Consider the following 26578-nt stretch of genomic DNA (forward strand, 5'->3'; position numbering starts at 1 on the left):
ACGTCAATCTCAATCCACCAGGGCTTGCACCAGGATCCGTTTCTGCTCCAGGTCAGCGCGTAGATCGTGTAGGCGAAACAGATCTTCAACGCCATACAGACCTTGCGGCCACGCGCCTTCAGGCTGAGCCAGCAAGGCGCCGACAAACAGGCAGGTTGACTGCACAGTGGAGTTGTAGTCGCCCTCGGCCGATACGCCTTGTGCCACCAGCAATCGACCATTCTGGTAGAGAGCAATGCGCGAGCGCATCGGCTCACAGGTGAGCCTGGAAGGCATCGGCTTGAGCCTGACCATCGCGGTCAGTGCGGCTTGAGGAAGACGTGCCAGCAAACCCAGCTTGTTGAGCAGTCGCAACAGACCGCTAAGCGGCCGTTCAGCGACCGCCAGCCAGGTCTGCACGAGGCGTTTGCCACTGACTTCGGACGACAGCCAGATCTCGTCGTTATCGCTCAAGTCGAAACAGGGACGAACACCACGAGGTGCCGGGAACTTGCGGTTTTGCACGCGAAGCTGTGGTTGCGTAGCCAGCAGGCGGTGAATGTAACGACTGCCTGCGAGCCCGGCAGAACCACCGGCGGAAATGATGTAGCCCAGCTCAATTCGGGTGGCTTGTGGGTACTCCTCCAGCAACTGCCGCGCGACAAGCGCTCCAACACCGGAAAAACCCGAATTGAGTACCAGCGTCCCCCGAGCGCCGCTCTCGGCCACCTGTTGCAAGCGTCGCCGTGCCGAGGCCGGGATGGTCGCCTGAGACAGCATCGCTCCCCCCTGCCGGAGAACCTCCAGCTCGGCGCGCACCTCAGGATCCTCAATGCTGCTGACCACCAGATCCACGCCTTTCAGGGCGGCGCTCAGGCTGCCCGGCACATCGAGGTCTACCCAGCGAAAATCCTCGGCCGCTTCACGGCGCCGCCCACCGCGCAACACACGATACCCGGCCGCCTGCAAAGCGCGTGCAGTGAATTGGCCGAGCACGCCTTGGGCGCCGAGTACGAGTATGGTTTTTTCAGTCATGGTCAATCCTTAAGACTTTGAGCCGCATGGGCTGTCGGCAAAGTGGATGTCGTGGTGGACGGCAAACACACCCAGCGCTTGCAACACGGCTTGTTCAAGCGTGGCGCGCCGGTTCGCCGGTACATCGAGCAGGCTGACCCTGGCCAAGGTGCCATGGCGCGCATCCTGGCCAACCTCGACACAGAAACGGTCGATTCCGACCACGGTGCTGAGGGCGCTGACCAAGGCATCTTCGGTTTCACGCCAGACCAGCGCCGGTTTGAACGGTTTGCCAACGGCAGTCAGCGGGATGCGTTCGATGACATGAATCGCTTTGGGGATGGCCGCCCTCTCATGGATATGCACGGCGGCATGAGCGGCCAGTTCGGCACCGGACACCATCTGGCCAGCACGCAACTCGACGTAGACTACCGGCAGTTCACCGGCGTGGGGGTCGGGTCTGCCGACCGCTGCTGCGCCAAGCACTGCCGGGTGTTTGAGCAGTGCCTCCTCGATCACCGCCGGATCGATGTTGTGCCCTCCGCGGATGATCAGGTCCTTGGCACGTCCGGTGAGAAAGAAGAAACCGCGAGCATCGCGTCGCGCCAGATCGCCGGTCTTTAGCCAACCGCCTGGGAGGAACAGGTCGCGATTTGCAGCCTCGTCCAGGTAGCCGGGAAAAACCGTGGTGCCACGGATCACCAATTGACCGACCGTTTCATCCGGACAATCGCCCAGATAACGTCCTTCGCTATCCAGTTCAACGATCTTGACCTCGATTCCAGGCAGAGCCTTGCCAATGGAGCCAACCAGGCGTTCACCATGAACCGGATTCATGGTGCTGGCACAAGTAGACTCGGTAAGGCCATAGCCCTCCAGCAGCCGAACGCCTGTCGCGCCCTCGAAACGGCGCATCAGTTCGGGTGACAGCGGCGCCGCGCCACACACGCCATAGCGCAGCGAGCTGACATCAGCGTCGCCGATGGGTACCTCCAGCAGGCTGGAGTAGACCGTTGGTACGCCGCTGAAAAAATTGATGCTGTAGCGCTCGATCAACTTCCAGAAATTGGCGATCACGCCTTTGCCGCGGTAGCCGGCGGCAGTAGGCAGCAGTACCGAACCGCCGATAAGGAACGGCAGCAGGCCAGTGACCATCACGCCGTTGACGTGGAACAGCGGCAATCCGCAAAGGAACTTGCCGCCTTTTAACTCCAGCCCGCTGGCCAACGTTTGTGCCATGGCTATTTCGTTGCCATGAGTATGCCGCGCCACCTTGGGGATGCCAGTGGTGCCGCCGGTGTGGAAGTAAGCGGCGGTGTCGCTGGCGCTGAAACTGCGCCGTTCAAGCAATCGTGCGCCCGGCTGGCTTGCCAGCGCGCGGTCTAAATCACTCACTGCCACCGCGCCCAGCCACTCGGGGAGTATCGCTGGTGCAGCACCTTCGGTGAATTGCGCCGGATCTATGCAGAGGATGTGACGCAGACTGGGCACTTGATCGACCATTTCTTCGATCTGCGGCCACAGCGCATTGTCCGGCCCTGGCGCCAGTGTGACCAATACCTTCGCCTGAACTCGCTGCAGGATCGATCCCATATGGGCGGACTCCAGCATCGGATTGATCGGGTTGGCGATGGCCACTGCCTGCGCCCCCCAGTAGGCGAAGTGAAACTGTGGCAGGTTCGGCAGCACGATAGACACGCTGTCGTCACGTCCGATGCCGGCCGTGTGCAACCAGTTGGCAAAGCGAGTGATCTGTTCGAACAGCTCGCGATAACGCCAGGTAAACGACTGGGCAGACGGATCTGCATCGGGAAGAAAACGCAATGCAACCTGCTCGGGCAGGCGAGCGGCGGTGGCAGCGATGAGTTCGTAGGTACTGTTCATGGCAGGTCTTCTCGTACTGAGGCTCAATCCGCAAGGCGCTGCTTGAGGAAGTTCTGGATACGCGCGTTGGCACTGGCCGCGAGCGGGATTGGCATGGCATTGAAGGCGTGGATGCCACCGGGGTAGATGGCCAGCTCGGCCTGATTGCCGGCAGCGCTCCAGCGACTGGACATGAACAACGAGTCATCCAGCAGCGGGTCGAGGGTGCCCACGCTGAAAAGCGCCGGTGGCAGGCCCGAGAGGTCGGCATACAGTGGCGAGACATCTGGCGAGTACGGATCCGGCGCCGCAAACCATTCCAGATATTGACGGATGATGGGCGTCGACAGCACCAGGTTACGTTCACCCCAGTTGCGGGCACCCGGCGTCAGCGCCAGATCGTAACAACCATAAGTCAGATAGGCGGCGCTGAAGGGGGTCAGGCCATGACGGTCGCGCAGGCGCAACAATGTGGTCACGGCCAGGTGCGCGCCCGCCGATTCGCCACCGATCATCAGGCGCTGGGTGCCGAACAATTCCTGACTGTTGGCCACCAGCCACAGCGCGGCGGCTTCGCAGTCATCATTGGCGGCGGGATACGGGTGTTCCGGTGTCAGCCGGTAGCCGACGCTGACCACCGCCATGTCGGTGGATTGGGCAATGGCATCGAGGAGAAAGTCCTGCTGGTCATGGGCGCCCAGCGCCCAACCGCCGCCATGCAGGTGCAACAGAACCCCCGTCGCCCCCTTCGTCGCGAACACACGCAGCGGCAGTGGCCCGGCCGGACCGTCAATCATCTGCTCGCGGCCATTGGGCGAAAGAACCACAGGGCCGAGGAAGGATTTGCCACTGGTGCGGGCGTCGCGTGCTACCTGGGCGGGAATCTGCAGGATGGTCGGCAGACCGCCTAGAATCTGCTCCAGCCTGTCGTTGGCGGCGTGGGTGCTGGCGTCGATGCAGGCCGGATCGAAGACGCGCGGATCGATAGCGAAAGTGCTGCTCTGGCTCATGACAGGTCCTCAAGGAAATACGGATGCTTAGAACACCAGGCCGCTCTGACTGGCGGTCCTGTGCCTATAGTGCGAACGGACTGGCGGCACGCCCATACTCAGAATTGACGATTCACAACGGATATAAGCGCCCGGTTCAGAGCTGGCAGGCCTCAAAGCTGCCTTGCAGGATGGCGACATCGATGGCACCGGGCGCTCCGATGGCGACGATCCGGCTGACCGCCGGTTGTCCCTGCCAACTGCCACCCAACGCAATGTCCACACGCTTGCCGACCACCTGCAGAATCACCCGCTGATCGGGTACTTCCCGGCAATACACCACGCCCTTGCAGCGATAGATCTGACTGGGCAGGCGAGCTGCCGCATGACGTAGTGCATCCAGCGAAAACGGCTGCGCGCTCTGGAAGCTCCAGGTGCTGAATTGTCGTTCGTGGTGTGCTTCGTCGGCATGCTCATGGGGATGACTGCAATGCTCGTCACAACGATGTCCATGCACCGCCGGTTCGCGAACTGCATCCAGCCGCCCCGCTGCCAGGAGGATCTCCAATGGCACGACGCACCGCGTCGTTTCCAGCAAGCGATAACGGTGGAAGTGTTCGTCCAGCCATCCACGCACCCGGGTCAAGTGAGGGGCGTCGACCAGATCGACTTTATTCAGCAGCAGCAGATCGGCGAACGCAATTTGACGCAGCTTGAGTTCCATCTGCTCGGGGGCTTCGAACACTTGAGCGGCATCGACGACACAGGCGATGCTGTCCAGACGAATACGCTCGCGCAAGGCGGGGTTGGCGAAGGTGATCGCGATGCCTGCCGGGTCGGCAACACCGCTGGCTTCGAGGATCACATATTCGGGCTGCTCCGGGCGCACCAGTACCTGCTCGATCGCCTGCAGCAAGTCGTCGCGCACAGAACAGCACACGCAACCATTGGCCAGGCTGACCACGTCACTGTCAACGCCGACGACCAGTTCAGCATCGATGTTCAACGCGCCGAAGTCGTTGACCAGCACGGCAATACGCAGGCCATGGTCTTCGCTCAACAGACGATTAAGCAGAGTAGTCTTGCCGGCCCCCAGAAAACCGGTCAGCACGGTCAGCGGAGTGGCCTTGGCGGTGGCGAAAATGTCGAAATCTGACATGCGGGGTACCTGGCCCGCCTGCGCGGGCCCGTTGCAGGAGAAAGGCAGGCTCAGCCGCCGAAGAATCGCGCTTTCACTTTGCTCCAGGCCATCTGCAGCACGTTGATCGTGAAGTCGCGCGGAAAGTTTTTGTAAGGCTCGCGGTACAGCCCCGGCGGTGCCGCCAGGTGGCGGTCGATGTGCTGGTCGCGCACGTACTGCTCCTGAACGTCCTCGATGCGATGGCGCGGGTTGGGGAAACGTACCTCAGTGTTGGTCGGTCCCAGATCGAAGAGCTCGGCGGCTTCACTGGCACTGGGCGTGCGCGGACTGGCCGATTCAGGCAGCGCGGCGCGGCGGGTCCAGATGGCGTCCTTGGTCACATTGACGACGACTACGTCGGGCGCGCCAAACTGGAACAGCCCTTTCCAATGGCTGCGTATGCCCGCCAACAGTTCTGGCACGATGGCTTCGTCCAGACTCAAGTGGGTGATCATGCCCAGCCGCGGCTTGACCTGATTGATCAGGTAGCCCGCCTCATAGTGCGTGGTGTGCGCCATGTCGATCGTGCTGTTGAGCATCACCGGCGGCACACCGAACTTGAGCGAGTTGAGGGTGCCCAGATCGGGCTGCAACTCGGTGACGAACACGTCGACACCGGCGGCGTACTTCTCGGTGAGTTTGTCTGGCAGGCCATCCCCCGTCCAGACGAAGGACAGGCCGTTCCAGTCCAGCCGGTAGGCCACTGCGCCGTCCTTGGTATGGGAACGACGCCAGTGGCGAACGGTGACCCCATCCTGGTCGTAGCAGATGCCATTGTCGTCACGGAAGTCGAACTCGTTGACCTCCACTTCGTACCCGTCACCGATGGGGAAGCTATTGAAGCTGTCGGTGTGCCAGTGAGTCATGGCCTGCATGCCGGCGACCATCGCCTTGATACCGTCCTTGTCCGTACGCCCGGAAGGACCGTGTACACGCAACGGCTTCCAGCGCCCCATCCACGGTGCAAAACAGTAGAGGTACGGCAGATCCGCGTAATGGTCGACGTGCAGATGGGTCAGAAAGATGTCATTGACTGTCTGGAACGGCACCTGCATGGCGAAGATGTTGCGCACGCAGCCGGAGCCGAAATCGAAGAAGAAGCGTTTGCCATTGCCCAGTTCGACCATAATGCAAGTGCCCGCCTGGCTGCGGGTCGGTGGCATGGGCGTACTGCCGAGGAAGGAAATGCGCATCTCATCCTTGCCCAGCTCTTCGGTACCGGGGAAGTAGTTGTTGTTATTGTTCAGTGACGGTGTGGGACGGTAGTAAGGTGGGAAGGTAATGCCAGTACCCGGGCCACCGCCATAGGGGTTGCCGTCCATATCGCTCTCCGGGCTCTCGACTGCGTTCACTTGCGGGCTGACGGCAGCATCGGCAGGTGCGTTGCGCCCGAGAGCAAAACCGGCGACCCCGGCCATAGCCACACCGAGGGTCTTCAGCGCATTTCGCCGCGAAGGGTGGTTGTCGGCCTGTTCACTGCCCTCAGGCATCTGCTGGTCATTCATCTGTGCAATCTCCCGATCAGTAAGTCTCGAAATGAACCCGACCCTGCTCACGCAGTTGCTGGCGGACGCTGCTCCAGTCCATCCCATGGCGGCTGCAGATGTCGATCAGGGCCTGGACAATCCCCTCCTCCATGCTCTTCAAGCCGCAGACATAGAGATGACATTCAGGATCACGAAGCAGGCCGGCGATTTCGTCGCCCTGTGTACGCAGGCAATCCTGGACGTACTCTTTGGGCCTGTCGTTCATCCGCGAGTAAGCCAGGTGCAATTCCAGCCCCGGCACACCAAAGTTCACCAGGTCGTCGTGATAGGCCATTTCCTTGGGGGTCCGACCGCCATAGAACAGAATCAGGCGTGCGCCGGACACCGGCACGCGGTGACGCTGTTCGAGCATGGCTCGCATCGGTGCAATGCCGGTGCCGGTGCAAATCATCAGCAAGTGACTGCCGGCATGATTGGGCATCAGGTAAGTGCCACCGAAGGGGCCAAGTACTTTCACCTGATCGCCCCGAGCGAGGTCGCACAAGTGGTTGGAACCCACTCCCCGCACCGGTTGGCCGGTGTGATCCGCGACGACACGCTTGACCGTCAGTGCGAGATCGTTGCCAAGCACCTCGCCGCTGCGGGCACTGGCAATGGAGTAATAGCGCGGCACATGCGGGCGCCCCTGCTCATCGACCCCCGGCGGCACAATGGCAATGTTCTGCCCTTCCAGCACCGGAAAATGCTGGTCGCCAAAGTCGAGTACCAAATGGTGAATATCGCTACCGGTACCATCGCCGGTCAGTCGACGATTGACGGTAATGGTGGCCAGAGCAGGATTTTCTTGAGTGAACAGCGCCTCGGCAGGTGTCGCAGCGGAGTGCGGAGCAGATGGCTGCAACGCCGCTGCCGGATCGGGGGCGCCGCCAATCACCGCGCCGGCTTCCACCTCCAATTGCGCCGGCAGACTGCTCCAGCCGAACTGATCGTCGAGGCTATAGGCCTCGCTGTCAGGAACCAGACGCCAGCTGTCGATGGCACCCGTTGGGCAGCCCCAGGTGCATTCCAGGCAACCGTTGCACAAGTCGGCCTTGACCACATAGTTGTTGCTGTCGTGGGTGATGGCTTCGATCGGGCAACTGGATTCGCAGGTGTTGCAGCGGGTGCACATGGCCGGATCGATCAGGTGTTGACGGATGTACTGGGCGCTCATGGACATGCCTTTGAGGAAGTTCGATGACCGCCGCATTCTCGTCGGTCGCTCGAGTAGTCCGGCATCCTCCATTCAGATGATTCGGTCACACGCGCCCGGCGCGTCGGGTCTTGCACAGCCGCCTCATCAGGTTGGGGACCCGGTCCCTACTCCATTTGGATGAGTCAGCGAATATCCGGTTTTTACTCCGACTGAAGGATGGGACGGGTTGGACCGGGGGCAGCAGAGTGTCGGTCGTGAATTCCCCCGACTGCCTTCACGCATAGCGCGCCGGGACAACCAATACCTTTGCTGGAGAATCGAGATGCAAGCGAATGAGAAACTGGGCCGGCACGCAATCATCATCGGCGCAAGCGTCGTAGGGCTGATGACTGCAAAACTGCTATCGCACCGATTCGACAAGGTCACCCTGATCGAGCGTGACCCGTTCTCCGATGCCCCGGGGCCGCGCAAGATGACGCCGCAGTCGAACCATTATCACATCCTGCTGCGTGGCGGCCTGCTGATGCTCAACGAACTGTATCCAGACTTCACCGCGCGCATGCTTGAGCTCGGCTCCACCCCTGTCCGCGTCGGGGTCGATCTGCTTTATCACACGCCTTGGGGTACCGGTTATTCGCAGAGCGGGAGCATTCAGGCCCCTCGTGATCTCGACCAACTGATCCTCGCTCAGAGCCGCAACCTGCTGGAGTTCAATATCCGCAAGTTCACCCTGGAGAGCTCGAACATCGTAGCCATGCCAGGTTGTACAGCGACCGCGTTGCAACACGAAAACGGCAGAGTGACCGGTGTGGTGGTGCAGACCTCTGCGGGCACGCAGAGCCTGGATGCCGACCTTGTCGTCGACGCTGGCGGCCGTGGCAGCCGGGCTCCAAAATGGTTGGCCGACCTTGGCTACAGCGCACCACTGGAGACCCATATCGGTTGCGACCTGGCCTACACCACTACCAAATTCCGCATTCCGGCCGGCATCGCCGACTCGCATCAGATCCATGCCTTTTATTCGGTGATCCCGGATACCAAGGGCGCCGCCATGATGCACCACATCGAGAATGACACCTGGCATATCAGCCTCCAGGGGCGCGCACCCGACTATCCTCCGCAAGACGCAGAAGGCTTCGTGGAGTTCGCGCGCAATCTGTACAACCCGGACCTTTACGAGATGCTCAAGCATGCCGAGCGCGTGGATGATCTGTATCACATGCGCTTCCCGTCCGCGGTGCTGCGCCACTATGAAAAACTCGAACGTTTCCCGGAGGGCTACCTGGTCATCGGTGATGCCATCTGCAGCGTCAACCCGGTTTATGGCCAGGGTATGAGCGCGCATGCCACCACCCTGCGCGCCCTGAACGAACTGCTGGATGCTCGTACCGCTGCAGGCAGCTCTCTGGATGGACTTGCTCGCGAGTTCTTCCCTCGGGCTGTCGAGTTGATCAACAACCCCTGGACCCTCGCGGCGATGAGCGACTTCATCATGTATTCGGGTACCCAGGGCGACAAGCCGGCCAATCTGGAACAGGTCTATCAATACATGCAGGGGTTGGACATGCTCAGCGTCGAAGACGCCGAAGTGCATGCCCTGCTGGCCGACGTGTACAACCTGGTGCAACCGATCAGTGCACTGTTCGGCAATGACTTGCCAGCAAAGGTACAGGCCAGGCTCCTCGCCATGGCAGACGCCTGATAACACCCCCCCTCACACCTGCCCGCCCCGACGGGCAGGTCGCTAAATTACAAGAACCCAATGGAGCACGCTGCCATGCTGGGCTTAATGCAAGATCAACCCCTGTTGATTTCCTCGGTCCTGGAGCATGCGCTGCAGGCACACCCACAGAGCCAGATCGCCTCGCGCACTGGCGAAGAATCGACGCATCACTGCAGCTATGCCGATATCGGCCGCCGAGCCAAGCAATTGGCCAATGCCCTGACCACTCTGGGTGTGCAGCCCGGCGACCGGATCGCCACGCTGGCCTGGAATGGCTACCGGCACATGGAGATGTACTTCGGCGTGTCGGGCATGGGCGCTGTCCTGCATACCATCAACCCGCGGCTGTTCCCTGAGCAGATTGAGTTCATCGCCAACCACGCCGAGGATCAGTACCTGTTCTTTGATCTGTCGTTCGCCACACTGGTCGAGCAACTGGCCCCCCGAATGAAGTCCGTCAAAGCCTTCATCGCCCTGACTGATCGCAGCCGCATGCCGGTCATCGGAGTGCCCAACCTGTTGTGCTATGAGGAACTGATTCAAGAGCAGAGCGAACAGTTTATCTGGCCGATACTCGATGAACGGGTCGCCTCATCGTTGTGCTACACCTCGGGTACCACCGGAAATCCAAAAGGTGTGCTGTACTCCCATCGTTCTTCGATCCTGCACTCCCTGGCGTTATGCACCCAGGACGGCTTCGGCCTGTCCTCGGCGGATTCGGCGCTGTTGGTGGTGCCGATGTTCCACGTCAACGCCTGGGGCATGCCTTATGCGGCGGCGATGTGTGGGGCGAAGTTGGTCCTTCCAGGTGCGCAACTCGATGGTCAGAGTCTCTACCAATTGATGGATGACGAGGGGGTCACCCTGGCGCTTGGCGTACCCACGGTCTGGATGGCATTGCAGCAATTCGTCGAGGCCCATGCGTTGAACCCGGCGATGGATCTGCAGCTCAACCGGGTTGTAATTGGTGGCGCCGCCGCGCCGCGGACCGTGGTCGAGACCTTCGAAAGGCGTTTTGATGCACGGGTCCTTCACGCTTGGGGCATGACCGAGATGTCGCCGTTGGGCACCGTCTGCCACCTGCTACCAAAGCACCGCGATGCAACGCTGGAAGAACGACTTGATTTGCAGGCCAGTCAGGGACGGTCGTTGTTTGGGGTGTCGATGAAAATCATCGATACCACAGGCGCCGAGCTTCCCCGTGACGGCAAGGCTTCTGGCCACCTGCTGGTCAAGGGACCCTGGATTGCCAGTCAGTACTATCGCGCAGAAGGTGGGCCGATCCTCGATGACGCCGGTTGGTTCGACACCGGCGATATCGCCAGCATCGACCCGGATAACTACCTGCACATTACCGACCGGGCCAAGGATGTCATCAAGTCCGGTGGTGAGTGGATTTCTTCGATCGATCTGGAAAACGCCGCAATGGGTCACGCTGCGGTGGCGGAGGCCGCCGTGATCGGTATTCCTCATCCCAAGTGGCAGGAACGACCTCTGCTGGTCGTCGTCCTGAAACCGGGCAAGATCGCCAGCAAGGAAGAACTGCTGAGTTTTCTAGAGGCCCGTGTAGCGAAATGGTGGTTGCCGGACAATGTGGTCTTCGTTGAGGCGCTGCCGCATACGGCAACCGGCAAGCTACAAAAAATCAAGCTGCGTGAGCAGTTCCAGGACTACTACACGGCACTATCAGGCTCGCCAAAAAAACACATTCAGTCTTGAGCTACCCATTTTTCGCATGCCCGAGAAGCACCTCCAAAACAGCACTGACAGACAGGGGAACCACTTTTTCAACAGAACCGGTCAGAAGCAGCCTCCCCCCACAAAATCCTGAAATAAACAGAAGATGTGCCGCGCCGATCACAAAGGTAGCGGTCTGTCTTGAATGACCCGCTTCATGACCAGGGTCGAGGTGAGCCGTTGCACATTAGGCAATGTCGAGAGGCTCTCATCGTAAAGCCTTTGAAAGGCGGGCAAGTCCTGGGCAATGACGTGCAGCAGGTAGTCCGGCTCCCCAAACAACCTTTGGGCATCGACCACCTGAGGTATTTCAATGAGCGCCGCCTCGAACGCCTCGACGGCTTGCCGGTCACCCTCGCGGAGCGTGGCAAATACCATTGCGGAAAAATTCAGGCCCAGTGCACCGGGATCAAGCTGCGCACGGTAGCCCAGCAATACACCGGAGTCCTCCAGTGCCCGCACTCGCCGATGACAGGGTGAAAGGCTCAAGCCGACGCGTTCGGCAAGTTCAGTGACCGAAAGACGGCCATCCTTTTGCAGCTCGGCAAGAATCTTCCGGTCAGTTCTGTCCACGTAGAACAATCTCCCTCATTGCGACAAAAATACGACCACCTTTGAAAGTTAATTCTAACAAAAATTCATTAATCTTCCCCCATCCATTAACAGCCGTACTCCTCTTCAGGAAACAAGAGGGGCGGCCTATGAGAGGCGGGATGATGAATAACGCGATGATTAATGAACGGGCGTGGGTGACGCCATGACCTTCAATGTCTTTGTTGCCTTCTGGGCGGTGTCGTTTCTGTTCGTCGTTACGCCCGGAGCGGATTGGGCCTACGCGATATCCGCTGGCATGAAGCATCGCGTCGTCATACCGGCTGTGGGCGGACTGCTATCCGGCCACCTGATTGCCACATTGGTGGTAGCCGCCGGTGTCGGCACCCTGGTCGCCAACCATCCTGGGGTCATGTCAGTGCTGACGGTGGCCGGGGCGGGTTACCTGCTTTGGTTGGGCATCAACATGCTCATCCGTCCCTCCACACCCCACACCGATGAAGTTCAGGCGTCAGGCTCATGGTTGCGCTGGGCGCTCAAGGGGCTTTGCGTCAGCGGCTTGAATCCGAAAGTGTTCCTGTTGTTCCTGGCGCTCTTGCCCCAGTTTGCCGATGCCACTGCCCCCTGGCCTGTACCGACGCAGATGATTGCGCTCGGGCTTGTCCACACCGTCAGTTGTGGCGTTATTTATCTCCTGGTCGGTTTTGGCTCACAGGTTGTTCTAAAGGCACGCCCAGCCGCCGCTCAGTTGGTCAGTCGTTTCTCCGGAGCGATCATGATCATCATCGCCGTGACGCTGTTTACCGAACAGATGCCGGCTTGATTGCCTCATCAGGACAGGTCGTCGTTCTCATCCAGAGGCGATGATTGATGTGCGCATTCTCGTAGCCAGTTCATGAAAACCAGCAATCGCTTAGGGATAGTGCCGAGCGACGGGTGAACCAGATAGTAATCGTAGTGGCCTGAGCGGCTGAACTCAGCGAGCGGCAGGACGAGCTCGCCGCGATCAACCCGCTTCTGCACAAGCTGCTGACGGCCAATCGCAATGCCGGCGTGGTTCATGGCTGCGGTCACACATAAATCAGAGCGATCGAAGGTCAAGCTACGTTTGGGAAGTGCCGCGAGCATGTTGTGTTGCTCTGCCCAAAGCGTCCACTCGGCATCATAGGCCGCATGATCCCACGCCAGGGAGTCATGCAAGATTGTGCAGTTCCTTAAGTTGTCCGGGTTCTCCTCCAGGCGATGGCGTCGCGCATACTCGGGACTACACACCGGGGCCAGCCGCTCGCGCATCAACCGATGGCTCGTCAACCCGGGAAACTCGCCATTGGCGTAGTACAGGGCCAAGTCGATTTTACGGGTTCGAAAGTCGACATTGTCATTGCCTACCCGCAGGTCCAATGACACCAAGGGATATCGCTCGATAAAATCCGCCAGCCTGGGAACCAGCCAGCATTGGGCAATGGAAGGCCTGACATAGAGCGCGATCGAGCCGGCAATTTCCGCCTGTGTCGATTGCTCGAGTGCCTCGGACAATTCTCCCATCGCATTCTGGAGTATTTCGAAGATACGCTCGCCTTCGTCGGTCAGGCTGACCTGCCGGGTCAGGCGCTGGAACAGCTTCATGGATAAGGCGGTTTCCAGACGACTTATGCGGTGGCTCACGGCGCTTGCGGTCAAACACAGCTCCTCTGCCGCACGGGCGAAGCTCAGATGACGAGCGGCAACCAAAAAGGTGTGAAGGTTCGCGAACTGGCTGCTGTTGAGCCTGGAGCTGATACGTGGAGGAAGGTTAAGCACGACAGTTTTCCCTCAAACCCAAAAGCCGCCTTGCGTTGTACGCATTTCCAGCGGGCAAACGTAACGGATGTGGCAAGACGTTGATCTTGCCACATTCGGTTCAGGCTTAAATCAGCGAGAACTCTGTCGAGTCCAGGCAATTCGGGTCCATTCAGACCAGATTAACCTTTGGCGAGCAATTCACGGCCCTTGGCCAGATAAGCTTCCATCTCGTCGCAAGGCACCATATTGCCGCCCGTTGCCCAAACCAGATGGGTGGCTTGCACTATGGCCTGACGGTCCAGGCGCGCACGAGCCAGGTAGCCCTGCTGGTCGGCCTGGACTCTGGCAATGCCGGGCACGCCGGCGAGCGCGGATGGCTCGAGGCGCACACCTTCGCTGCGCTCCATCAGTGCCAGCAAACTGTACATTTCCTCGTCGCTGACCGTGTAGAAACCATCAAGCAAGCGCTGCATGGCCTTGCCGACAAAACCTGAAGCGCGTCCGACGGCCAGGCCGTCCGCAGCCGTCACGTTGTCGATGCCGAAGTCTTGCACGCTCACTTCGTCGTGCAGGCCGGTATAGACGCCCAGCATCATGCATGGCGAGTGTGTGGGCTCGGCGAAGATGCAATGGACAGCGTCGCCAAAGGCTAGCTTCAGGCCGAAGGCCACACCGCCAGGCGCGCCACCCACCCCACAGGGCAGATAAACAAACAATGGATGTTGCGCATCCACGGTGATGCCAGCCGCTGCCAATTGCTTTTTCAGGCGCTCGGCAGCCACCGAGTAGCCCAGGAACAGGTTGACCGAGTTTTCATCGTCCACAAAATGGCAGGCTGGATCTGACTCCGCTTGTTGACGGCCTTGCGAGACGGCCACGCTGTAATCGGAGGAGTACTCAATAACGGTAACGCCGTGTGAACGTAACTTGTCCTTCTTCCATTGCCGCGCATCCGCCGACATATGCACGGTCACCTGGAAACCCAATGCCGCCCCCATGATGCCGATGGACATGCCAAGGTTGCCGGTCGAGCCAACGGCTATTTTGTATTGGCCGAAAAAGGCACGCGCCTTATCGCTGTCCAGCACCGCGTAGTCGTCATCAAGCGTCAGCAGATTCGCGGCCAACGCCAGGTCTTCGGCATGCTTGAGCACTTCATAGATACCACCGCGCGCCTTGATGGAGCCCGAAATCGGCAGATGGCTGTCCCGCTTGAGCCACAGCGCCCCTTGCAACGCCTGACCGTAGCGCTCGCCGAGCAATTGCTGCAGGTGTGGTACGGGCAGAATGTCCGATTCGATAATGCCGCCACTGCACTCCGTCTCCGGAAACGCGCGCCGCAGGTAAGAAGCAAAACGCGTCAGTCGCGCGCTGGCATCGGCGACGTCTGCGGCCGTCAACCCCACATCGCCAATCGATTCCGCGACCGGGGCCACGGCAGGGTTGAACCAAGTGGTTTCTTGCAGCGCGACCAGATCGCGAATCAAAGGATAACTGGCGTACCAGCTTTCAAGTGTCTTGCCCAAAATCATGGCGTGGTCCCTTTAAACAATCAGGCGGAAAATACGGGTTGAATCAAACGAATTGCGACAGCAGCAGGGTCAGCCCCAGCGCGATCAATGAAGCCAGTACGGTGGCCGAGGTGAATTTCTTCAGTGCTTCGGCGAGCGAGACTCCCAGGTACTCCTTGACCACCCAGAAGGCCGAGTCCGTCACATGGGTCCAACCAATGGCGCCGGCACCGATGGCAATGCAGATAATTTCCTTACTCACGGTGGGATGAGCGCTCAGCATCGGCATCACCATGCCGGCGGCGCTGATCATTGCCACCGTTGCTGAACCGACGGCGAAGTGCATCAGCCCTGCCACCAACCACGCCAGGACGATGGGATTCATATTCAATTGCGTCAACGAGCCAGACAGCGCGTTACCTACGCCGCTGTCGACCAGGATGCCGTTGAATGCCCCACCGGCACCGATGATCAGCAGAATGCTGGCCAGCGGAGGAAAGCTCTTCTGAGTGTGCGCGAGCAAGTCAGGCATTGATAAGCCGCGGCGCAAACCCAGCGCCCAGTAAGCGAACACCACAGCAATGGACAGTGCTATCAGCGGCGTGCCCAGGAACGAAACGATGCTGAAGAGCCCGGAGTCATGGGGCAGTCCGGCCGCAAAACTTTTACCGACCATCAGCAGCAGTGGCAGCAGGATGGTCAGCAGTGTCAAGCCAAGGCCTGGCAAGTCCCGGGTCGCGCTGTCAACGCAATGTTCGTCCAGAAAAGCTTCTTGAGTGTCGGGCGCTTCACTCTTGCAGACCAGCTTGATCCACAGCGGCCCGGCGATGATGGCGGTAGGCAGCGCGATAATGAGGCCATACACAATGACCTTGCCGACATCGGCGCCCAGCAGCCCAGTGATGGCCATCGCGGCAGGGTGCGGGGGCAACATGCAATGAACCGCCATCAGCGACACGGCCAAGGGCACGCCCAGGTATAGAAGGTTGATCCGGGTCTCTTTGGCGACCACATAGATCAGGGGAATCAGCAGAACGAATCCAACCTCGAAGAACACCGGGATGCCCGCGATAAACCCTACTAGCATCATGGCCCATGAGGCACGCTCTTTACCCAGGGTGCTCAATAGCGTCTGGGCAATGCGCTCCGCGCCACCGGATTCTTCCAGCATCTTGCCGAGTATGCCGCCAAGGCCAATGATCGTTGCCAGGAATCCGAGTGTTCCACCGACACCTTTTTCATAGGAAGAGGCCATTTGCGCCAGTGGCATGCCTGAACCGATGCCCACCACAAAGCTCGCTGCGGTCAAGGCCAGGAATGCGTGGACACGCACTTTGACGATTAGAAAAACGATCAGAATGATGGCGGAAAACAACACCACCAATAGAGTGGGACCACTGTGCATACAATCTCCTGAAAGAGCTTTTATTGTTGAAACAAGTGATCTTGGTCACTCAGCTTTTCGGCATTAGAGAGCGCAACACAGGGACCTGACAAAGGATGGATTTTCAAGGGATGGATGACATGAGGTCATCTATGGTGAGTGCATGGCGTGAAGTGATGAAAGTTCGAGCCATATCTACAAGGGACTGGAGGCTATCAAAGCCTGGAAGCAAGCCTCGCAGGCCAAGTGAACCTGAAGCACGGGGCCAATGAGTTTTTTTATCATGTCAAGGAGCGCAAAATGAGCTGGCTGGCGTTCGAATGATGTGTCGCAGTCGGCTGGAGTGCAGACATCTCGGGCACCATGGGTAAGGACTTTCTCGAGTACGATGAGCGCGCGCTTGCTGTCGACTGCAGGGGCCGGAGGAGGCGTTTTGAAACCATTCGCGCTCAGACCTGGCGCCTCGACGCTGAACATGTTCCTGCAAGGGGGCTTGCCACGCCGTGATGCTGTGCCGCAAACGTTAACGGAAAAAGCGGTCATCCCTGGCATTCCCAATGCTCGCTATTGGTTGGACCACGACCTGACTCTGTTCATTCAGGATGCAACTGAGGGCAACAAACGCGAGAGCGAGGCTCTCGCCAAGGCAGGGAAACCGAACAACATCCTGCCGCTGGCAAATATGCTGGCAGTTTCGGGAGGCGGTGACGCAGGCACATTCGCAGCAGGACTCATTACGGGGTGGACCACGCATGGGACTCGCCCCATGTTCAAGGTCGTCACGGGCATTAGCGCGGGCGCCCTGGTCGCCCCGTTCGCTTACCTGGGATCCGAGTACGACGAAGTCATTCGGTATATCGCCAACGCCATCGGTCCAAAAGACGTTTTTCATTCGCGAAACGTGCTGACCCGTCTTGCCAGCGACGGTATAGCGGACAGCAAGCCACTGTCGCGGCTCATCACAAAGTACATCACCGCGGAAATTCTTGCGGCGATTGCATCGGAATACGCCAAAGGGCGAATCCTGCTGATCGGCACAACCGACCTTGACTCAGGGCGGCCAGTCACTTGGAACATGGGCACTATTGCCGCAAGCGAAGCACCGGGAGCGCTCGACCTCTTCCGCAACATCATGATCGCGTCGATGAGTATTCCCGGCGCCGTCTCACCCGTCATGATCGATGTAGACGTTGACGGCAAACAGTTTCAGGAAATGCACGTGGACGGTGGGGTAATCACTCAGGTGTTCCTTTACCCACCAGGCACAAAGATGGCGCTGAACAGAGCCACCGGAGCACCTTTGCGACTCGAACGGCATTTCTATGTCATTCGTAATGGGACACTGGAGCCGCAGTGGTCCGGGACGAAACGCCGTACATTGAGCATCGGCGGTCGAGCCATCAGTGCATTGATTCAAACTCAGGGGATCAGCGACCTGGAGCGAATTTACCGTATGGCGCAGCAGGATGGAGCGGATTTCAATCTTGCGTACATTGGCTCCGACTTTTACTTTCCGCGCAATAAGAAATTCGATGGCGAGTACATGAAGCGTTTATTCGATTACGCCTTTCAACTCGGCGCGAAGGGCTATCCGTGGCATAAATCACCGCCCTCGGAAAACTCTGAACTACGAAACACCCGCTGAACGATTGAGCCAATCTGTTGCGTCGATCGGTTGAGTCCACAGCCGATTTCTGCCCGTCGCGAAGGGCTGCAGTTCAACGCAGCCGCTCGCCAAGGTGTACTTTCGGTACCTCCTGAACAGGGAGCCAACGTCGTCATCTGCCTATTCAATTCCCCCCTGGCTGTTGAGGGAAGCCATTGCTCGCTGCTCTGAAATCGGCATAAGCACTGGATTTGTGTCCTCGACATGGATGTAGACAAACCAGCGATCCGGCGGGCAGTGAAGAATCCTGTGGACATCGAACAGCCTTTTCCCGACTTTGCCACGGGCCCCTAACATTGTGTGATCCTGTCGGATTTCCACATTTTCAATACCGTGCTGCGCCATGGCTTTGCGAAACGCTTCGTCGATTTGTTTTTTGTTGCGACGCTGATAGGTCACATGCGTGTGGTACATCGCATAGCAAAAAAATACGCTGAACGTCATGAGTATCAGTTCGAGGCCGAACCTGCTCCAGAAAGAATCGCCCATGCCAGGTAGTCCTGAGATAGTCCTTGGTTTGTACTGTCTGTAAGCGTCTACCTACCATCCCTGCGTATGTTAATCAGGCGTCCATTTATGTTATGCGGCAGCAGCTCGGTAATGTCATTTGCCTGCTGCGTCGGCAGACACCTGAGCACGTTCTTCAAAAAAGCATACGAACCATGCCCGTTGAGCCGTGCTGACGGGATTCGACCCAGCATAGCAGCGGCTCGCTGGCCGTTGCTTAGCGACGTTTGCTTCTGCTCGAAAGCAGCTTTGGATCGAACGTCTGCTTCTGGCCGATTCTGTTGAAAAAGTCGGATTTTCAGATCACCTGAACTCAGGCACGGCCACCACCAGAGAACCTACTCACCACATTGAGTGGTTTCTCGGCCCTTCGTTGACCATTGTTGCTTTGTTATTGGGTTAATTTGAGGTTTTTGGCTTAGTGCAGGCGCACCTATCCCGGGGCAGGCGGACCTTGAGATGTAAATTTGGCCAGTCGACGCAGGTTCTGTACCGCAGCCGCCAGTGTGAACTCATCGGTCGCGCCGCTCATGCCACGTAGTCTCAAGCGATCCAATTTCAGGATGCGCTTGAGGTGGGCGAACAACATTTCGACCTTCTTACGTTCGTGGCGAGAGCGCACGTACTCCGGCGTCGCCGCGATGCGTCGAGCCACGTCACGAGCGGCTTCATGAACGCTGCGAGCGATCTTGCGAAACGACGTGTTCGGGCAGCACTTGGCTTTCATCGGACACGTCGCGCAGTCAGTCTGTCTGGATCGGAAGATGATGGTGTTGGCTTTGGTGATGTGCGAACGCTCGTTCTTGAAGGCTCGCCATTCGCTACGTAATGCATTGCCAGCCGGGCAGCAGTATTCCTCAGTCTCTTCATTCCAGCGGAAATCGTTGCTCGAAAAACTGTCGTTCTTGCGTTCGGTTTTGTCCCACACCGGCACATGCGGCTCGATGTCTTTTTCCTCCACCATCCAGGCCAGCATCGGCGCGGTACCGTAAGCGGTATCGCCAATGAGGCGTTCCGGCTTGATGTCGAACTGCGCCTCAACGCGATCGATCATCGTCTTGGTGCTCTCGACTTCTGCGGTTCGATGAGCCGGTGTGGGTTCCACATCCATGATCACGCCGTGCTCGGTATCGATCAGATAATTCGTGGAGTAAGCGTAGAACGCTGGGCCACCTGGAGCTGCGGTCCAGCGGGCTTGAGGATCAGTCAGCGATAGACGCTTCGGTAGCGTTTCGGCCAGAGCCTCTTCATCGAGTGCCTCAAGATACTCACGCACGGCGCGGGTGCTCAGGGCCGGATCGCTCCAGTTGACCGGTTCATCACCCGGTACACCGCGCTGCCGACTCGCATCCGCTTTGATGATGCTGGCGTCCACGGCAAAGCCTTCGCCCTTGACCAGACCGGCGTCCATGCAACGACGCAGCACTTCATTGAACAGCCAGCGAAACAGATCGCTGTCCCGAAAACGGCCGTGTCGGTTTTTGGAAAAGGTCGAGTGATTGGGGACTTCATCTTCAAGGCTCAATCGGCAGAACCAGCGATACGCCAAGTTCAAATGGGCCTCTTCGCACAACCGCCGCTCTGAGCGTATGCCGTAGCAATAGCCCACGATCAACATGCGGATCATCAATTCAGGATCAATCGACGGGCGCCCAATCGGGCTGTAGAAGTCGGCGAGGTGATGGCGCAAATCACTCAGATCGAGACACCGATCAATGCTGCGCAGAAGGTGATTGGCTGGGATGTGATCGTCAAGGTTGAACGAGTAAAACAGTCGCTCCTGCCCACTCGATAACTGTCCCATCATGCTGTGTGATCCCCCGCCGGCCAATGAAGCAATTTTGCCGCAGGCCAGACAGGGGAGCTACTTTTTCAACAGAATCGGCCGTTTTCTGCCTGTGGTGACCGGCTGAAAACGACCCGAAGCTGACGTTGGCGACAGGCAGAAATCGGCCAAAAGCTGTTGGTGGACGGAGCGATGGAAAAGAGGAACTATGCTTGGTTTACTTCCGGAATTGATTGAGCCGAATGGGCCTCCGTTCTGTGAAGGCGTTATCACTTCGCATGAGGTGTCGAAAATTGCACGGTACCGCACTTTAAAGGGTTTAGAAGACGCGCGGATATTCCTCGCGACTTTGGAACCAAGCCTTGCAGGAGCCCTGTTATTTCATGGCGAAGCTAATATCCTTCACAGCGTTTCTATTGATCGGAATTCCTCTCGAACAAGCCGCTGCCGGAAGTGCAGCACTGAGAATATTCTGGTCAGAAACCATTCCTGGAGGGAGAGACACGCAAGACGCTCTTGCTATTCGAGGAATCTCGCTCGACGCCAGCGGTTCAATAGTCGCGTTAGGAAATAAAGGGGTATCGCAATCGATTCTCTTGCGGCCCAGCGAAGCAGGTCCTGGACCTATCATTGAACTAGCAACTCAAGGGCAGGCCTTGAAAATTGTGCAGGGCCCCGCTGAGACTCTTTGGCTTGCCGGTCTAGCAAACAGGCGAATGTACGTCCCCGGCGGAACGATGGCAGATGCCTATCTCGGAAAGCTCGACCCACAGGGACGAATCGTTGCGGAATACTCTTTTCACTCGTTCCGGTTTCGTTTTATTCAGAGTGTGACCATGCTTGATTCAGGCGAATTGGTCGTCGCCGGCCGTGACGGTGCCGAAAATTGGCTGGCGGCCGTTTCGACTCAGGGCATGCTCTTGTGGCAACGAAGGTTAGGACTCGGAAAAGGGGTGGCTGTTTCAGCAGTAGGTGACCAAATCGTAGCGGCCACCATTGCAGGTAGGCGCGAGGACAACAACAAAAAATACTGGGACAATGTGGATGTCCGGACTGTTAACCGGACAGGACGCGTGGTCGGTTGGCAAACTATTAGAACAAACATCAACAGCCATTCTGGAAGCGGTTCAGGAACGGTTGCGATGGTAAAGTCACGAACTGCGTTTTATGTACTATCGAGTTGGTATGATCTGCTGAGCGCGAAACCGCTGGAAATCACAAAACTCTCCCTCGACGGCGCTATCTCCTGGCGCAAGGAGCTTCCTCGCTCCGTATTGCAGCAGGCGAATGGGACATGGACATCCTGCTATCAAGGGCAAATGGTTTTGGAAAATGGCGACCTTCTGGTCGTGTGTTCTATCGAAGCGCAGATTCTGGTTTTTCGGCTCGACGCAAATAATGGTGATGTGACAGTTCTGTCCGTACCATTACCCGATTGCCATGAAGGCCGGCCGGCTGCGCTCTTCCTGACGCAAAGGAAGAATGGTGCGATCTGGATTTTTGGTTCGAGACCGGACAGTAACGTCGGGAAAAGTTGCACGTGGCTTGGAGAACTATCGCTTCCATGACGTTTATCTGCTTGGTTTTGTAGACACCTCCAAGCCTTAAAGTTAGGCCACCAGGAAGTTAATTTCCCCTGTCTCCCTAGACATAGGCGGGCAGCTATGGGTCGACTGCGGCCCTTCGTGACAGGCAGAAACCGGCCACTAGCGGCCATTGCTCGCCTTAAAGAAACTGCGCAATGTTCGCCATCGCATGCGTTATGTAAATGTCCTTCTCCCCCACTGGGGCAACGTAATGAAGCGCACTGCGTGCGGCCTCCTCACCTGCAAGACGCGAGATGAACCAGGCAGCCAGATACGGCGACGACAAGCACCCGCCAGCGGTTGCGAGATTGCCCTTGGCCACGAACGGTTGATTGAGCACCACCACGCCGGCCTCCTCAACCCATGGTTTGGTGATCAGATCCGTGCAGGCCGGTACGTCGTCCAGCAGGCCCAGCTTTGCAAGTATGAGTGCGCCCGAGCACTGGGCACCCAGGAGTTGGCGCGCAGGATCAAGCTTCAGGCGAGCCATCAGCGCGGCATTCGCGACGACGTCCCGGGTCATTTTCCCACTACCCACCAGCACCGCGTCCGCACCGCATGCGTCCTCCAACGACATCTGCGCCTCGATCATCAGGCCGTTCATCGACAGCACCTTGTCCGTGGGGCTGGCGATAGACACTCGCCAACCAGATTGTTGAACTCGGTTGAGGATGCCGAACGAGATGAGCGAATCGAGTTCGTTGAAACCTTCGAAGGTAAGGATGGCGATGTGCATTGTGAGCCTCGTACCAGAGAAATCTTGTGGCCCATCGTAAAATCGAACAACCAATTCATTCAAAAAATTGTCATGGATACACTCTGACTCATTACCGCAATATGGCAGTAACAATCTGCATCACCGACAACCAATAAAGATCTTCATCAACACCTACATAAAAGAAATTCTCGGCCTTGAGGTCGTTCTGTTCCATGCACGTAGTCGTCTGGAAGCAGAGACAGACAGTGAGGCGTTACACGATTTAAGGATCGCCGTTAGACGAATCCGAAGGTCGTGGCAGATGGCAGCAAGTATCAGCACATTCACTACGGTCAGGTTTTCGCAGCCGCCGACGTCCGAAATCATGAGTTGTTGCATAAGTGTCATGTCCTCAATGGTTCCTGATGGCGTCGATGCCATTTCAGGCCTTTACGACCACAGCCACGGGATGCCACTACTGGAAGTAGCCCCGCTTTTCCTTGCGGATTTTGCAGAATCTGATCTGACGCTCAGGCCGTAACGCGCGCCGCCGGCGCGCTCAATCGTCCTGCGGGTTCTGCTTTTAGAGCAGTGTAAAAAATGATTGGTCGTTTCGCGCAATGTGTAGCAACTGCTCTGACCGCCCGCTAAGGGCGCCGGTTGCGCGTCTCCAGCGCTCGATTAATCGCTAAAGGGATGTAGACATCGGCAGCAGCCGGCTCAGGCGCTGCCCCGGGCGACTCGAAGTGTCCGTTCAATCGGTTGCCGGAAGGATCCTCAAGGTTGCCGAAGACCGCCAGCGTGTACTGCGAATCAACCCAGAGAGTATCGGGCGTAAAGGTCCATTTTTTCTCGCCGACTTCCAGCCGAGCACGCCCCTGGATTCGGCGATTACTAGAGCTCGCAACTGCAAGGTAGTCGACATCTCGACCGTCGATGGGCGCGTCCAACTCCACCACCAGCGGCTCGCGTGTGCCTGCATGCACGCTTCCGACGTTCCAGCCAGACGGGCGCGGACCATCGTAGTCGTCCGAACCCACCTTCCAGCGCTTGATTTCCTGACCGTCCAACATCAACACCACCACTCCGTCGGCGTGGAGCACAGGTCCGACGGTGTCATGGGCGATAAGCCCGCTCTTCACCCGCCCAGGATGCAGAAGCACGGTCAAGATCTTGCCGCTGGGGGACCAAAGCTCCTGCTCGAAGAATGGCTTGTCGATAACATTACCGTTGGCCTGACGCAGTTCCAACCGAGGCAGGACCTGCTCGCCAACCGGCTGCGCGAACACCAGGGAGATGCGCAGCAGGTTCGCTGGCACCTCCGGTCCGGACGGTTGAACGGTAACAGGCACTAGTTGAGCCGCGACCGCCTGAGCACCGACCGCAGTCCACAGGGCCAACGCGCACAAAGTGCGCAACGCATTCGTCATACCGACCTCACTCATGCGTGCCGATGAGTTCGGGGAACCCTTCCTGCTTCATCAGGATGTCATGGGCAGGCTTGAAGTTCTTGAGCTGGAACTCGACGTTGTTGTAGCGGTATTGCGGAAAGTCGTACTCGGAAACGAAATCGGTTAGCCGGAACAACATGGCTTTGTCGAACGACACCAACTGCAGGGCATCAGTCTCCAGCGCACGGCGCACGACGATGAAGAACTGGTCGTCGAGGTTGTCGATACGGGTGGCCCCCACCAACGGTGCCGGAGTCTCCTGCACGCCAATGATTTCACCGGCAGGAACGGGCTTGTCAATGCCAGGCTTCTCATTCGCAGCTTGGATTTCGTTGACCGGGATGATGTTGCCCGAGCGGTGGTAGTTCAGCAGCATCAGCATGTCTTGTGGCTTGCCGCTCGCGTCCTTGGCGCTGTACGAGATCATGTCCGCGGGCGTGTTGCCGTAGCCCAGTTCTGCGATAGCTTTGCCCCTGATGTGCGCACCGTCCTTCAGGTCCTCGAGCGGGATAGTCACGAGCGGCGTGCAAACATAGGCGGCGACGACGTAAGGCTTTCCGCCGAGTGTGGCGAACGATAGCGCGCGAATGGGTGCGCGCGTTTCAATCTGATTATGCGTGGTGTGGTAGATCTCCACCGACGTCATCGTTTGTTTGTCGGTGAACGGGTACGGAATGCGACGCAGCGTCGACGCGAAGTCCTGGTTTGACAAACCCGCAACGAACAACTCGCCGTTATTCCATTTCATGTCCGTGACGGTGAAGCTGCGCTCCGGTGTTTCCTTCCAGAACTCAACCTTGGAGTTGTTTGGGTTCTTCAGCGTCACCGTAGTCGACTTCATGCTCGCAAGGTTGAGCTTGCGAACCTTCTGGTCGGCAGTGACCGCGACAAGCGCCGGCGTCTTGTTCGCCCCGACACTCACTGCCAGGTAAACCTCGCCCGAGCCCGGGCGCGCTGCCATGTCTTCAACCTTGACCTTGCCGGCGCCCAGTGACTTGGACAGCAACGTCTCCAGGTCCACGATGTTGAAGGTCCCTTCGCCCTTTCTGGGCACAGGTGCAGACAACGCCAGCGCATGCACTTGGGCACCTTTCCAGTCGGCAACAAACAGAATGTTTTCGGGGCCGAATGCGAGCCGCGATACAGACTTCACACCGGCAGCGAAGGTTGCGGTGGCTAGCACAGCGGATGCGACGGCGACGAGCATCTTCGAGTACATATCAAAACTCCTATAGGGGTGAAGTGGCGCCTGAAACCACGTGGGAAATACTCAGGCAGGTGGATTTTCATCTGGTGTCTATGCAGAGAACCGATATGGGTACCTGGTAACCAAAAGAGAGCGTCGATGGTTGTGGTGACACGCGAGTTGGCGCTGGGCCGGTTGCAGCGAGAGGACGCGCTCAACCGCCCGCCGCGTCTAACCGCTCTTTCAGGAAGTGCAACAGCGTGCGCACCCGTTCCGGCAGGTGCTCACGACTCGGGTAGATGGCGAACATCTTGCGCGGCTCGGCACGCCAATCCTCCAGCGCGACCTCCAGCCGACCCTCGGTGATTTCGGTGCGCATCATCACGCGGGGAACCAATCCCACGCCCACGCCTCGCAGCATCGCGTCGATCAGCATCAGGCTATTGTCCGCGCGGAAGTTGCCGCGAATCTCCACAATCTGTGAACCGCCAGGCCCGTCGAAATGCCAGCGTGTGGCGTCGCTACCGAGCAAATAAGGCAGGCAGTTGTGGCACGCCAGTCCCGACGGATGTTCGGGTTTGCCATATTGGCGCCAGTAGTCCGGTGCTGCAGCCACGGCACGCTCTATCACCATCAGCGGCACCGCGATCAGCGAGGAATCATCGAGCTGCGCCTGGCCGCGCAGCGCTACGTCGATGCCGTCGCGCACCAGATCGACTGGCCGATCCGACAGCCTCAGCTCGAGCTCGATGCCCGGATACGCCGCCTGAAAGGCGTGCAGATGGTCGTTGAGGAAGGCCAGTGTGAGCGACACCGGCACCGCCAGCACCAGCCGGCCGGAAAGCTCGCCGCGGGCCGCGCGGATCTCACCCAGCGTAGATTCGGTGTCGTCCAGCACGCGTCGGCAGTACGCGTAGAATTGCTCACCAGCCTCGGTAAGCTGCATGCGTCGCGTGGTACGAGCGAGCAAGCGGCTGCCTGTCCACTCCTCGAGATGCACGATGTACTTGTTCACCATCGATGGCGAGTAGTCGAGATCGCGTGCCGCCGCGGCGAACCCGCCCGTCTCGACAACGCGACAGAAGCATTGCAGAGCCAAGTGTCTGTCCATGAATCTCTCGCGGTAAGTGCTCCGCCACCACATGCCTTGCCATTGCATCGACACGATGATGAAAGTGTAGTCGAGGGCGAACGCCAGCATGACTGGCAGCACCATGTGGTGGCCTTGCAATTGCGTGCCCGCGAGCGCTGTTGAGCCGTGAGCGTGCCGCCAGGACCAGTAGAGGACGACGATGCGGGGCAT

At 58.5% G+C, this 26578-nt stretch carries 20 protein-coding genes and 3 pseudogenes; 6 read left to right on the forward strand and 17 right to left on the reverse strand.

Features of this window, described 5'->3' with window-relative positions:
• Window positions 1-9 precede the first annotated feature (9 nt).
• The 6 genes from PSJE_RS25545 to PSJE_RS25570 all read right to left on the reverse strand — a co-directional run bounded on the left by PSJE_RS25545 (window position 10) and on the right by PSJE_RS25570 (window position 7761).
• A complete protein-coding gene (locus PSJE_RS25545; RefSeq protein WP_090454887.1) occupies window positions 10-1014 on the reverse strand; it encodes an NAD-dependent epimerase/dehydratase family protein in 1005 nt (334 codons plus the stop codon).
• 9 nt (window positions 1015-1023) lie between these two features.
• The gene (locus tag PSJE_RS25550) at window positions 1024-2877 is read right to left on the reverse strand and encodes an acyl-CoA synthetase (protein ID WP_090454886.1); all 1854 of its coding nucleotides are present in this window, start codon (window positions 2875-2877) and stop codon (window positions 1024-1026) included.
• A gap of 23 nt (window positions 2878-2900) precedes the next feature.
• Entirely contained in the window at window positions 2901-3866 is a 966-nt protein-coding gene (locus PSJE_RS25555) for an alpha/beta hydrolase (RefSeq protein WP_090454885.1), read from the reverse strand.
• Between the two features lie 136 nt (window positions 3867-4002).
• The gene (locus PSJE_RS25560) at window positions 4003-5004 is read right to left on the reverse strand and encodes a CobW family GTP-binding protein (protein ID WP_090454884.1); all 1002 of its coding nucleotides are present in this window, start codon (window positions 5002-5004) and stop codon (window positions 4003-4005) included.
• A gap of 50 nt (window positions 5005-5054) precedes the next feature.
• Window positions 5055-6530 (reverse strand): guanitoxin biosynthesis MBL fold metallo-hydrolase GntH, encoded by a 1476-nt coding sequence (gene gntH / locus PSJE_RS25565; protein WP_208601457.1) that lies wholly within the window; start codon window positions 6528-6530, stop codon window positions 5055-5057.
• 16 nt (window positions 6531-6546) lie between these two features.
• Window positions 6547-7761: a 4Fe-4S binding protein gene (locus PSJE_RS25570; protein WP_208601456.1), complete on the reverse strand. Its 1215-nt coding sequence runs from the start codon at window positions 7759-7761 to the stop codon at window positions 6547-6549.
• Window positions 7762-8029: 268 nt separating this feature from the next.
• On the opposite strand from PSJE_RS25570, the gene PSJE_RS25575 reads away from it, so the two are divergent.
• Complete coding sequence (locus tag PSJE_RS25575; RefSeq protein WP_090454883.1) at window positions 8030-9409, forward strand: NAD(P)/FAD-dependent oxidoreductase; 1380 nt, start codon at window positions 8030-8032, stop codon at window positions 9407-9409.
• 75 nt (window positions 9410-9484) lie between these two features.
• A complete protein-coding gene (locus tag PSJE_RS25580; RefSeq protein WP_090454882.1) occupies window positions 9485-11149 on the forward strand; it encodes a 3-(methylthio)propionyl-CoA ligase in 1665 nt (554 codons plus the stop codon).
• A 138-nt stretch (window positions 11150-11287) separates the two neighbouring features.
• On the opposite strand, the gene PSJE_RS25585 is transcribed toward PSJE_RS25580, so the two are convergent.
• On the reverse strand, window positions 11288-11740 hold the full coding sequence (locus PSJE_RS25585) for an Lrp/AsnC family transcriptional regulator (RefSeq protein ID WP_090457843.1): 453 nt from the start codon (window positions 11738-11740) through the stop codon (window positions 11288-11290).
• 184 nt (window positions 11741-11924) lie between these two features.
• On the opposite strand from PSJE_RS25585, the gene PSJE_RS25590 reads away from it, so the two are divergent.
• Complete coding sequence (locus tag PSJE_RS25590) at window positions 11925-12542, forward strand: LysE family translocator (protein ID WP_090457842.1); 618 nt, start codon at window positions 11925-11927, stop codon at window positions 12540-12542.
• 8 nt (window positions 12543-12550) lie between these two features.
• Here the strand turns inward: PSJE_RS25590 and dsdC are convergent, their stop codons facing one another.
• The 3 genes from dsdC to PSJE_RS25605 form a co-directional block, all read right to left on the reverse strand.
• Window positions 12551-13519, reverse strand: coding sequence for a DNA-binding transcriptional regulator DsdC (gene dsdC / locus PSJE_RS25595; protein WP_090454881.1), 969 nt, complete (start codon window positions 13517-13519; stop codon window positions 12551-12553).
• Between the two features lie 161 nt (window positions 13520-13680).
• Window positions 13681-15033: a D-serine ammonia-lyase gene (gene dsdA, locus PSJE_RS25600; protein WP_090454880.1), complete on the reverse strand. Its 1353-nt coding sequence runs from the start codon at window positions 15031-15033 to the stop codon at window positions 13681-13683.
• Between the two features lie 43 nt (window positions 15034-15076).
• Window positions 15077-16417: a GntT/GntP/DsdX family permease gene (locus tag PSJE_RS25605; protein WP_057715308.1), complete on the reverse strand. Its 1341-nt coding sequence runs from the start codon at window positions 16415-16417 to the stop codon at window positions 15077-15079.
• 661 nt (window positions 16418-17078) lie between these two features.
• On the opposite strand from PSJE_RS25605, the pseudogene PSJE_RS32325 reads away from it, so the two are divergent.
• A pseudogene (locus tag PSJE_RS32325) lies at window positions 17079-17621 on the forward strand (patatin-like phospholipase family protein); the annotation flags it as partial.
• A 322-nt stretch (window positions 17622-17943) separates the two neighbouring features.
• Window positions 17944-18075 (forward strand): annotated as a pseudogene (locus PSJE_RS32330) (IS30 family transposase); the annotation flags it as partial.
• 107 nt (window positions 18076-18182) lie between these two features.
• Here the strand turns inward: PSJE_RS32330 and PSJE_RS25615 are convergent.
• The 3 genes and pseudogenes from PSJE_RS25615 to PSJE_RS25625 all read right to left on the reverse strand — a co-directional run bounded on the left by PSJE_RS25615 (window position 18183) and on the right by PSJE_RS25625 (window position 20376).
• Window positions 18183-18551, reverse strand: a complete 369-nt coding sequence (locus PSJE_RS25615) for a hypothetical protein (protein WP_090454879.1) — start codon at window positions 18549-18551, stop codon at window positions 18183-18185.
• Between the two features lie 47 nt (window positions 18552-18598).
• Window positions 18599-18793: pseudogene (locus PSJE_RS25620) on the reverse strand (transposase domain-containing protein); the annotation flags it as partial.
• Window positions 18794-19002: 209 nt separating this feature from the next.
• Window positions 19003-20376, reverse strand: coding sequence for a transposase (locus PSJE_RS25625; protein ID WP_090454877.1), 1374 nt, complete (start codon window positions 20374-20376; stop codon window positions 19003-19005).
• A 362-nt stretch (window positions 20377-20738) separates the two neighbouring features.
• On the opposite strand from PSJE_RS25625, the gene PSJE_RS25630 reads away from it, so the two are divergent.
• Window positions 20739-21923: a hypothetical protein gene (locus PSJE_RS25630; RefSeq protein WP_090454876.1), complete on the forward strand. Its 1185-nt coding sequence runs from the start codon at window positions 20739-20741 to the stop codon at window positions 21921-21923.
• A gap of 157 nt (window positions 21924-22080) precedes the next feature.
• Here the strand turns inward: PSJE_RS25630 and PSJE_RS25635 are convergent, their stop codons facing one another.
• The 4 genes from PSJE_RS25635 to PSJE_RS25650 form a co-directional block, all read right to left on the reverse strand.
• A complete protein-coding gene (locus PSJE_RS25635; RefSeq protein ID WP_090454875.1) occupies window positions 22081-22677 on the reverse strand; it encodes a DJ-1/PfpI family protein in 597 nt (198 codons plus the stop codon).
• A gap of 608 nt (window positions 22678-23285) precedes the next feature.
• Entirely contained in the window at window positions 23286-24068 is a 783-nt protein-coding gene (locus tag PSJE_RS25640) for an Ig-like domain-containing protein (protein WP_090457838.1), read from the reverse strand.
• Between the two features lie 7 nt (window positions 24069-24075).
• Complete coding sequence (locus PSJE_RS25645) at window positions 24076-25308, reverse strand: hypothetical protein (RefSeq protein WP_090454874.1); 1233 nt, start codon at window positions 25306-25308, stop codon at window positions 24076-24078.
• 181 nt (window positions 25309-25489) lie between these two features.
• Window positions 25490-26578 (reverse strand): LysR family transcriptional regulator, encoded by a 1089-nt coding sequence (locus PSJE_RS25650; protein ID WP_090454873.1) that lies wholly within the window; start codon window positions 26576-26578, stop codon window positions 25490-25492.

The sequence above is a fragment of the Pseudomonas jessenii genome, assembly GCF_002236115.1.
In the GTDB taxonomy this organism is placed as follows: domain Bacteria; phylum Pseudomonadota; class Gammaproteobacteria; order Pseudomonadales; family Pseudomonadaceae; genus Aquipseudomonas; species Aquipseudomonas jessenii.

Coding starts and splice junctions, on each gene's coding strand:
- PSJE_RS25545 (WP_090454887.1), bottom strand. CDS start 1,014: ATGACTGAAAAAACCATACTCGTACTCGGCGCCCAAGGCGTGCTCGGC.
- PSJE_RS25550 (WP_090454886.1), bottom strand. CDS start 2,877: ATGAACAGTACCTACGAACTCATCGCTGCCACCGCCGCTCGCCTGCCC.
- PSJE_RS25555 (WP_090454885.1), bottom strand. CDS start 3,866: ATGAGCCAGAGCAGCACTTTCGCTATCGATCCGCGCGTCTTCGATCCG.
- PSJE_RS25560 (WP_090454884.1), bottom strand. CDS start 5,004: ATGTCAGATTTCGACATTTTCGCCACCGCCAAGGCCACTCCGCTGACC.
- gntH (WP_208601457.1), bottom strand. CDS start 6,530: ATGAATGACCAGCAGATGCCTGAGGGCAGTGAACAGGCCGACAACCAC.
- PSJE_RS25570 (WP_208601456.1), bottom strand. CDS start 7,761: ATGCGGCGGTCATCGAACTTCCTCAAAGGCATGTCCATGAGCGCCCAG.
- PSJE_RS25575 (WP_090454883.1), top strand. CDS start 8,030: ATGCAAGCGAATGAGAAACTGGGCCGGCACGCAATCATCATCGGCGCA.
- PSJE_RS25580 (WP_090454882.1), top strand. CDS start 9,485: ATGCTGGGCTTAATGCAAGATCAACCCCTGTTGATTTCCTCGGTCCTG.
- PSJE_RS25590 (WP_090457842.1), top strand. CDS start 11,925: ATGACCTTCAATGTCTTTGTTGCCTTCTGGGCGGTGTCGTTTCTGTTC.
- dsdA (WP_090454880.1), bottom strand. CDS start 15,033: ATGATTTTGGGCAAGACACTTGAAAGCTGGTACGCCAGTTATCCTTTG.
- PSJE_RS25605 (WP_057715308.1), bottom strand. CDS start 16,417: ATGCACAGTGGTCCCACTCTATTGGTGGTGTTGTTTTCCGCCATCATT.
- PSJE_RS25615 (WP_090454879.1), bottom strand. CDS start 18,551: ATGGGCGATTCTTTCTGGAGCAGGTTCGGCCTCGAACTGATACTCATG.
- PSJE_RS25625 (WP_090454877.1), bottom strand. CDS start 20,376: ATGATGGGACAGTTATCGAGTGGGCAGGAGCGACTGTTTTACTCGTTC.
- PSJE_RS25630 (WP_090454876.1), top strand. CDS start 20,739: ATGGCGAAGCTAATATCCTTCACAGCGTTTCTATTGATCGGAATTCCT.
- PSJE_RS25635 (WP_090454875.1), bottom strand. CDS start 22,677: ATGCACATCGCCATCCTTACCTTCGAAGGTTTCAACGAACTCGATTCG.
- PSJE_RS25640 (WP_090457838.1), bottom strand. CDS start 24,068: ATGACGAATGCGTTGCGCACTTTGTGCGCGTTGGCCCTGTGGACTGCG.
- PSJE_RS25645 (WP_090454874.1), bottom strand. CDS start 25,308: ATGTACTCGAAGATGCTCGTCGCCGTCGCATCCGCTGTGCTAGCCACC.
- PSJE_RS25650 (WP_090454873.1), bottom strand. CDS start 26,578: ATGCCCCGCATCGTCGTCCTCTACTGGTCCTGGCGGCACGCTCACGGC.